The sequence below is a fragment of the uncultured Intestinimonas sp. genome, assembly GCF_944387245.1.
Classification (GTDB): Bacteria; Bacillota; Clostridia; order Oscillospirales; family Oscillospiraceae; genus Intestinimonas.
In genome coordinates, this window is record NZ_CALXEE010000090.1 from 1 (window position 1) to 7,419 (window position 7,419).

The 7,419-nt window shown below is 61.3% G+C and carries 7 protein-coding genes; 4 read left to right on the forward strand and 3 right to left on the reverse strand.

Annotation, left to right across the window (positions count from 1 at the left end; genetic code table 11):
* Nucleotides 1–95: 95 nt before the first annotated feature.
* Nucleotides 96–1,520, reverse strand: a complete 1,425-nt coding sequence (gene pyk, locus Q0K15_RS09920) for a pyruvate kinase (RefSeq protein WP_294515689.1) — start codon at nt 1,518–1,520, stop codon at nt 96–98.
* Between the two features lie 362 nt (nt 1,521–1,882).
* On the opposite strand from pyk, the gene Q0K15_RS09925 reads away from it, so the two are divergent.
* From Q0K15_RS09925 to Q0K15_RS09935, 3 genes are read left to right on the forward strand one after another with little or no spacing between them, the layout of a single operon-like run.
* Nucleotides 1,883–3,601 (forward strand): FapA family protein, encoded by a 1,719-nt coding sequence (locus Q0K15_RS09925; protein WP_294515690.1) that lies wholly within the window; start codon nt 1,883–1,885, stop codon nt 3,599–3,601.
* On the forward strand, nt 3,579–4,046 hold the full coding sequence (locus Q0K15_RS09930) for a chemotaxis protein CheX (RefSeq protein ID WP_294515691.1): 468 nt from the start codon (nt 3,579–3,581) through the stop codon (nt 4,044–4,046). The genes Q0K15_RS09925 and Q0K15_RS09930 overlap by 23 nt, the downstream gene beginning before the upstream one ends.
* A 16-nt stretch (nt 4,047–4,062) precedes the next feature.
* On the forward strand, nt 4,063–4,428 hold the full coding sequence (locus Q0K15_RS09935) for a response regulator (RefSeq protein ID WP_294515692.1): 366 nt from the start codon (nt 4,063–4,065) through the stop codon (nt 4,426–4,428).
* A gap of 53 nt (nt 4,429–4,481) precedes the next feature.
* On the opposite strand, the gene Q0K15_RS09940 is transcribed toward Q0K15_RS09935, so the two are convergent.
* Together Q0K15_RS09940 and Q0K15_RS09945 are read right to left on the reverse strand one after the other, a co-directional pair.
* A complete protein-coding gene (locus Q0K15_RS09940; protein ID WP_294515693.1) occupies nt 4,482–4,607 on the reverse strand; it encodes a hypothetical protein in 126 nt (41 codons plus the stop codon).
* A 130-nt stretch (nt 4,608–4,737) separates the two neighbouring features.
* Nucleotides 4,738–5,685, reverse strand: coding sequence for a hemolysin family protein (locus tag Q0K15_RS09945; RefSeq protein ID WP_294515694.1), 948 nt, complete (start codon nt 5,683–5,685; stop codon nt 4,738–4,740).
* 231 nt (nt 5,686–5,916) lie between these two features.
* Here Q0K15_RS09945 and Q0K15_RS09950 point away from each other — a divergent pair, with 231 nt between their 5' ends.
* Nucleotides 5,917–7,191 (forward strand): chloride channel protein, encoded by a 1,275-nt coding sequence (locus Q0K15_RS09950; RefSeq protein WP_294515695.1) that lies wholly within the window; start codon nt 5,917–5,919, stop codon nt 7,189–7,191.
* Nucleotides 7,192–7,419: the final 228 nt, after the last annotated feature.

Here is a 7,419-nt window from a genome sequence, read left to right on the forward strand (position 1 = left end):
AACGAGCGAGGTTTGGAAACCCTTTTCGGGCTCCAAACCTCGCTCATTTTTATGGCTTCATTTTGCAACGCGCCCCTGTACGGCTGGAGATGAACTTATTCGCCCACGACCTGGGCCTTGATGAGGTTGGTGCTGCCGCTGCGGCCGATGGGCACGCCGGCGGTGATGACCACGGTATCGCCGCATCTCACGGCGCCCTCCTTCCGGGCCACGTCAACGGTCATGGAGAAGAGGCGGTCGGTAGAGTCCACCTCACCGGTGAGGTAGGGGTGAACACCCCAGGAAATGGCCAGCTGCCGGCGGGTCTGCTCACTCTGGCACACGGCGACGATGGTGCAGGCGGGACGATACCGGGAGATGACCTTGGCGGTGTGGCCGGACTTGGTGGCCGCCAGGATGGCGGAGGCGCCCAGGTCCATGGCGGTGAGGCAGCAGGAGTGGGTGATGGCGTCGTTGATGCTGGAGACGCCGGGGGTGAGGGAGTTCTCACGGAAACGGCCCCAGTAGTCGATGGCACCCTCAGCGGCCACGGCGGTATCCACCATGGTCTTCAGGGCCTCCACAGGATACTTGCCGGAGGCAGTCTCACCGGAGAGCATCACGCAGGAGGTGCCGTCAAAGACGGCGTTGGCCACGTCGGAGACCTCGGCGCGGGTGGGCCGGGGGTTGCGGATCATGGAGTCCAGCATCTGGGTGGCGGTGATGACCGGCTTGCCCTGACGGATGGTGGCCTTGATCATCTTCTTCTGGAGGATGGGCACCTCGTGGGCGGGGATCTCCACACCCAGGTCGCCACGGGCCACCATGATGCCGTCGGAGGCGCTGATGATCTCGTCCAGGTTGTTTACACCCTCCCGGTTCTCAATCTTGGAGATGATGAGGATGTGCTCCCCGCCGTACTCCTTCAGGCAGGCCCGGATGTCCGCCACGTCAGCGGCCTTCCGGACAAAGGAGGCGGCGACGAAGTCAAAGTCGTTCTCCACGGCGAACTTCAGATCTTCTTTATCCTTCTCGGTGAGAGAGGGCAGCTGGATGTGGACATCGGGGATATTGATGGACTTGTTGTTGGAGAGCGTACCGCCGTTCTCCACCTCGCAGAGAATTCTGTGGCCCTCCACCTTCTTCACCTTCAGCTCCACCAGACCGTCATCCACCAGGATGCGGCAGCCAGGCTCCACCTCTTTGTGGAGGTTCTTGTAGGTCACGGAGACCTGGGTCTCGTCACCAGCCACCTCATCGGTGTCCAGAACGAAGTGATTGCCCTTTTCCAGCGTCACAGGACCATTGGCAAAAGTCTTGATGCGGATCTCGGGGCCCTTGGTGTCCAGCATAGTGGCCACCGGATAGCCCAGGGTGTCCCGCACATGCTTGAGCATGTTCAGCCGGGCCAGCTGCTCCTCGTGACTGCCGTGGGAGAAGTTAAACCGGGCGCAGTTCATTCCGCCCAGAATGAGCGCCTTCATCATCTCCTCATTGTCCACAGCGGGGCCGAGGGTGCAAATCACTTTCGTCTTTCTCATAGGAATACCTCCTGATAGGTATCGAAGTTTGTTACGTATGAAAGTCTACTCACTTATCATACTACATCCCCCTGCATTTTGGAAGTAAAATTTTTTAGAAATCTAGCAAAAACCCGCTCTCTACTTTCGTGAAATTTGCCCTGAGCACCGTCCGGATGCGGGCTGAACATTCTGGTCACAAGCAATACGTATCCTGATCCTGGAAGTTCATTTTTTGTCGCCCGGTAGTTTGTGCGCCACACGATAGCCAAAAATTTTTCCAGGGTTCTTATGTTATGACAGTATTTGGCTTATGTTTTTTCCATCGGAGACGATATTAATTATAGTACAATGCCCGTAAGGATTGGGAAAGGAGGCATGACATGACTGACTTCCCTCAAGCATGGAATACCCATCACCTGGTGCCGGGCAGTCAGACGGAGGAATCGCACACAGATGGCGCGGCCCGCCGTACTGCTCATGAGATCACCTTCCCACCGGTGCATCCCATATGCGCCCTCCGGGATCTGTGGCTCTCTACGCCCAGCTCCGGTGTTCCACTGCGCCTGGACTTACTGTGCGGCCAGGGCGACAATCCTCTGCTTCCGGAGGATATCCTCTCCAGGGAGGACGCCCCCTTTGTCATCTCTCTGACCCGGTTTACCACCAAGCGAATCCAACAGATCTTTAAGAGCGGTGACTCCAGCACCGTCGCCGACCTGAATGAGGGGATCTTCCTCTATCTCACCAGCGATGGCATGGCCGCCTGGCTGCTGTTTCTTCCCCCTGTGGGTGGAGGCTCACCACTTACCGGGGAACAGCTGGAACAGGCTCTGGCCCGCCGCGGGGTCATCTACGGCGTGGACAAGCACCTTCTGGAGCAGCTCCCCACTATGCCCCAGCGATATTTCCGTCTTTTCCACATTGCCGACGGCGCACCGCCCGTGCCCGGCGAGGATGGCAGTATTGTGGACCATTATCCCCGTACTCCCCAGTCCGATCTTTCGGTGGATGAACTGGCACAGGCCGATTACGAAACCCTGCGTCTGGTTCAAGACATTCACCAGGGGGACGTGATCTGCGAGATTCGCCCACCCACCCGGGGCATCCCCGGCAACACCGTGACTGGCCGCCTGATCCCCGCCAAACCTGGGAACCCCGTTCAGGCGCCCCAGGGCCGGAACACCACACTCTCCCAGGACGGGCGCTTTCTGCTGGCCGCTCTGGACGGCCATGTGGAATTCACCGGTCAGAGCTTTCAGGTCAAGCCCGTTCTGGAAATCACCGGAGATGTCTCCGGCGACACCGGTATCGTCAACTTTCTGGGCGACATCCACATCCATGGCGACGTCTTCCGGGGCGCCACCATCCGGGCTATGGGCAGCATCCAGATCGACGGTGTGGTGGAGGACTGCTCCATCGAGGCGGGGCAGGATCTGGTGGTCTCCAGTGGCGTGCAGGGCCAGGACCACGGAGTCATCCAGGCCCATCGGAGCGTCTACGCCAAGTATCTGGAACACTGTCGGGTCTATGCCCAGGAGAGTGTACAGTCTGACTGCGTCATAGACTGTGAAGTATACAGCAACGGTACTGTCCGGGTACGCACCGGCCGGGGCGTTATCATCGGGGGCACCATCCGCGCCGCCCAGGAGGTGGACGCCGCCACAGTAGGCTCCAAGGCCGAGCGCGTCACCAACATCATCCTGGGCGGAATGCCCTGTGAAGATCTGGAGCACAGGCAGATCCAGGCCGAGGTGGAGACCGCCGAGGCGGCCCTCCAGGCCCTGGAGGCCACTCCGGAGAGTCTGGACCGGAACCAGGCGCTCTCCAAACAGCGGATGGGGCTCTACGTGGCTCAGATGAAGCTGAAACGGCTGGAGAAAAGCGCCGAGCAGCGGCTCCCACCCTCCCCTGATCAGGACCACCGGCGTCTGAACTGCGGCGCAATTTATCCCGGCACCGTGGTGACCGTAGACCATGCCTCCTATCGTGTCAGCCGGGTCATGCAGAAGTGCGCTATCGGCCTGAAAAACGGTCTGGTCGGTCCCATGCGATTTTCCGAAAAGGAGGCTTCTTCTCTTGATCCCCCTCACGCAAAATGAGATCCTGGATATCCTGGACTGCGTCATGCAAGACATCACCAACCGCATAGCAAGGATCTATCCGTGCAAGCAGAACGGCGCTCCGTCGGACGATGTCTGTACGGTCTGTACCACCTTTGAGGGCGGCTACGAAGCCAATCTCATCCTCTATATGGATACCGCTCTCCTCACCAAGCTGGCACAGACCACCATGCAGGAGGAGACGGTCTCCCTACAAGACATTGAAGATTTTATGAAAGAGTATTTTAATGTGATCTGCGGGCATATCGTGGCAAGGCTCTTTCAGACCGCCCACATCTCCTCCCGCTTCCGTATTCCCCGTTTCTACTCCGGGCTGCACCTGCCGGACGGTGCGGGCTCTTTCTGCTGCGTGCTCAGCTATGTGAGCGGCAGCAACGAGCGCGCTGAACTGATCCACCAGCTTCCCGCCCATGAAAACAAATAAAGGAGCTATCAGACTTATGTCGAAGAAAATTATGATCGTGGACGATTCCCGTATCGCCCAGCTGCAGCTTGAAAAGATCCTGTCCAATACCGACTACGAGGTCGTAGCTTGCTGCCAGAGCGGCGAGGATGCTCTGGAGACCTACGAGACCGTCCAGCCCGATCTGGTCACCATGGATATCCTCATGCCCGGCATGGACGGCCTGGAGACCGCCCGTCTGCTGCTCCAGCGCCACCCCGACGCCCGGATTGTCATGATCTCCTCCCTGGCCTACGACGACACCATTGACGAGGCCAAGCGCATCGGCACCCTGGGTTTTGTCTACAAGCCCTTCGACGGAGACCAGGTCCTGCTCTCCATCAACAACGCCTTTTCCGCCTGAACAAAATCCGCTGACAAATGGATGCCCTAAGGACGGCTCAACATGAGCCGTCCTCAGGGCGTCTGCTCTTCAGGTCTGTTTTTTCGATCTGCACAGCGCATAGGACAGGGCAACGCGTTCTCCGCCATCAGCCGCCCGATCTCCTCCCGGGCGTCGGTCTCCCGCAGGGCACGGTCCATGGTCCTCATCTCCTTTCACACTTACAGACACCTGAGCGCAGACCTTCGTTTCACTTTTGCAAAAAAGCTTCGGACCTCCCCACCGATGTAAAAGGCCCGGGACGAAACTCGTCCCGGGCCTCTCCACGTATCACTTTTTTGTCCCGCCCTGGTAAGACGGTTGTCCCTCTTCTTGTTTCTCCGGCAGCTTGGACACCAGCGCCCAGTCCACCCGGCGGTCGGCGATGGACTCCACCTGGATGTGGAGGCCGTGGGTGTCCACCTCCACCTGGCAGGGGCCGTCCTCCGGGATCACCGGCAGCTGGTCAAAGACCAGGCCGCCCAGGGTCTCCGACTCCTCGTCCTCGGGAAACTCCATGTCCAGGGCGGCGGCCACCTCGTCCAGCTCCGCCGAGCCGGAGATCCGCCACAGGTTGGGTCCCTGCTGGATGATCTCCTGGTCCTCCTGCCGGTCGAACTCGTCGTAGATGTTGCCCACGATCTCCTCCAGCAGATCCTCCATGGTCAGAAGCCCCGACGTGCCGCCGTACTCGTCCACCACGATGGCCATGTGGAATTTCTTGCTCTGCATGTCCCGGAAGAGCACGTCGGCCCGCACCGACTCCGGCACGAAGTAGGCCGGCCGCAGCAGCTCCCGGATGGGCTTGGGGTCCGGATGGCGGCTGTTGAGAAAGTAGTCCCGGCTGCTCAGGATGCCCAGCACGTCGTCGGCATCCTCCCCACACACCGGGAACCGGGACAGGCCAGACTCCTCAATGGTCTTGACGATCTCCTCGTCGGTGTCCTCCGCCCACAGCAGCACCATGTCGGTGCGGTGGACCATCACGTCCTCGGCCACGGTGTCGTTGAACTCGAAGACATTCTCGATCATCTCTTTCTCATCGGCCTCCATGTCGCCCTTCTCCTCGCTCAGGTCCATGAGGGCGCGCAGGTCCTCCTCGGAGACCGACTCCCGCCCGGCGTCCGGGTTGATCCGGGTCAGGCGCAGGAAGGCGTTCCAAACGGCGTTGATCCCACCGCCCAGCGGCGCCCACGCCTGAGACAGGAACGCCCCCAGCAGAAAGAGCAGAATGCCCAAAAGTATGTACGGCCATAATGGGTCCGGCAGCAAAGCAGATTCCCCCTCGTGATTCCGGCCGGGGACAGACACCCCGGCCGTCTTTTTTGGTTTGGATAATGAAAACATTATAACACAGCCGAGAAAACTTTTCACTACAAAGTTCAACTGTGCACCCAAATGTGGTATACTGTTCTCACTTTTCTGTGTCTCTTCCTTGTATGACAGTTCCGTTTCAGGAGATGATGAGAGATGAAGTCTCTTTCCGCCCCCCTGCGTGTCCTGCCCGACGAATTGGGCGACTTTCTCCGCCGTGCCCTGTTCGCCGTCCTCATCGGCCTGCTGGTGGGCGCCGTGGGTGTGGCCTTCCACTACGGCATCGACCTGGCCACCGAGCTGCGCCAGGAACACCACTGGCTGTTGTTCTTCCTCCCCCTGGGCGGGCTGGCCATCGTATTGCTCTACCAGGTCTGCGGCATGGAGAAGGATCAGGGTACCAACCTGGTGCTGGTGGCCGTCCGGGAACACGAGCCCATGCGCCTGCGCACCGCCCCCCTCATCTTTCTCTCCACCGTCCTCACCCACCTGGTGGGCGGCTCCGCAGGCCGGGAGGGCGCCGCCCTCCAGCTGGGTGCCTCCATCTCCAGCAAGATCGGCCATAAGCTGGGTCTGGAGCCTGAGGAGGGCCGCATCCTGACCGTCTGCGGCATGGCCGCCGCCTTCTCCGCCCTCTTCGGCACCCCCCTCACAGCCGCCGTCTTCGCCCTGGAGGTGGTCCACGTGGGCGTCATCCAGTACGCCGCCCTGGTCCCCGCCTTCCTGGCCTCCCTCACCGGCTTCCTGCTGGCCGGATGGTTTGGAGTGCCTCCCACCGCCTACACCGTCTCCGGCCTGGCCGCCCTCTCCCCCCTCTCCCTCCTCCAAGTGGTGGTGCTGGGGGCCCTGTGTGCCGTGCTGGCCGTCTTTTTCTGCGCCGTCACCCACGGCGCCGGCCACCTCTACTCCAAGGTCCTCCCCGACCCCCGGTTCCGGGCCCTGGTGGGCGGTACCCTGGTCCTCCTCCTCTCCCTGCTGGACGGCGGCCTGGCCCACCAGTACTACAACGGCGCCGGCGGCAACCTGGTGGAGGCCGCTGTCACCGGCGCAGGCGTGGGCGTGGAGCCCTGGGCCTTCCTGGCCAAGCTCCTCTTCACCGCCGTCACCCTGGGCGCCGGCTTCCGGGGCGGCGAGATCGTCCCCACCTTCGCCTGCGGCGCCACCTTCGGCTGCGTGATCGCCCCCTTCCTGGGACTGTCCCCCTCCTTCGGCGGCGCCGTGGGTACGGTGGCCACCTTCTGCGGCGTCACCAACTGCCCCATCTCCTCCATCCTCCTGGCCTACGAGCTCTTCGGCGGCGGCGGCCTCCCCCTCTACGCCCTGGCCATCGCCGTGGCCTACCGCCTGTCCGGCTACTCCGGCCTGTACAGTGAGCAGCTCATCCTCTACTCCAAGCGGGACCCCAGGGAGATCGACCGCAAGGCGGATTGACTGCCATTTCTGAAACAAGGAGCTTTCCTATGAACATTTTCGACATTATGGGCCCCATTATGGTGGGGCCCATGCCCCAGCCCATGGCCCATGGGCCGGGGACCCCTTATTGATTTCACTTCCTCGGGCGGAGTGAATCCGCCCTGCGGCAAGGTCCCGGGTCAAGCCCGGGACGCTTGGGCGCACCGGACGGCGCGGCTCGCTTCCGCTCGCGGACGACGGCCCCAC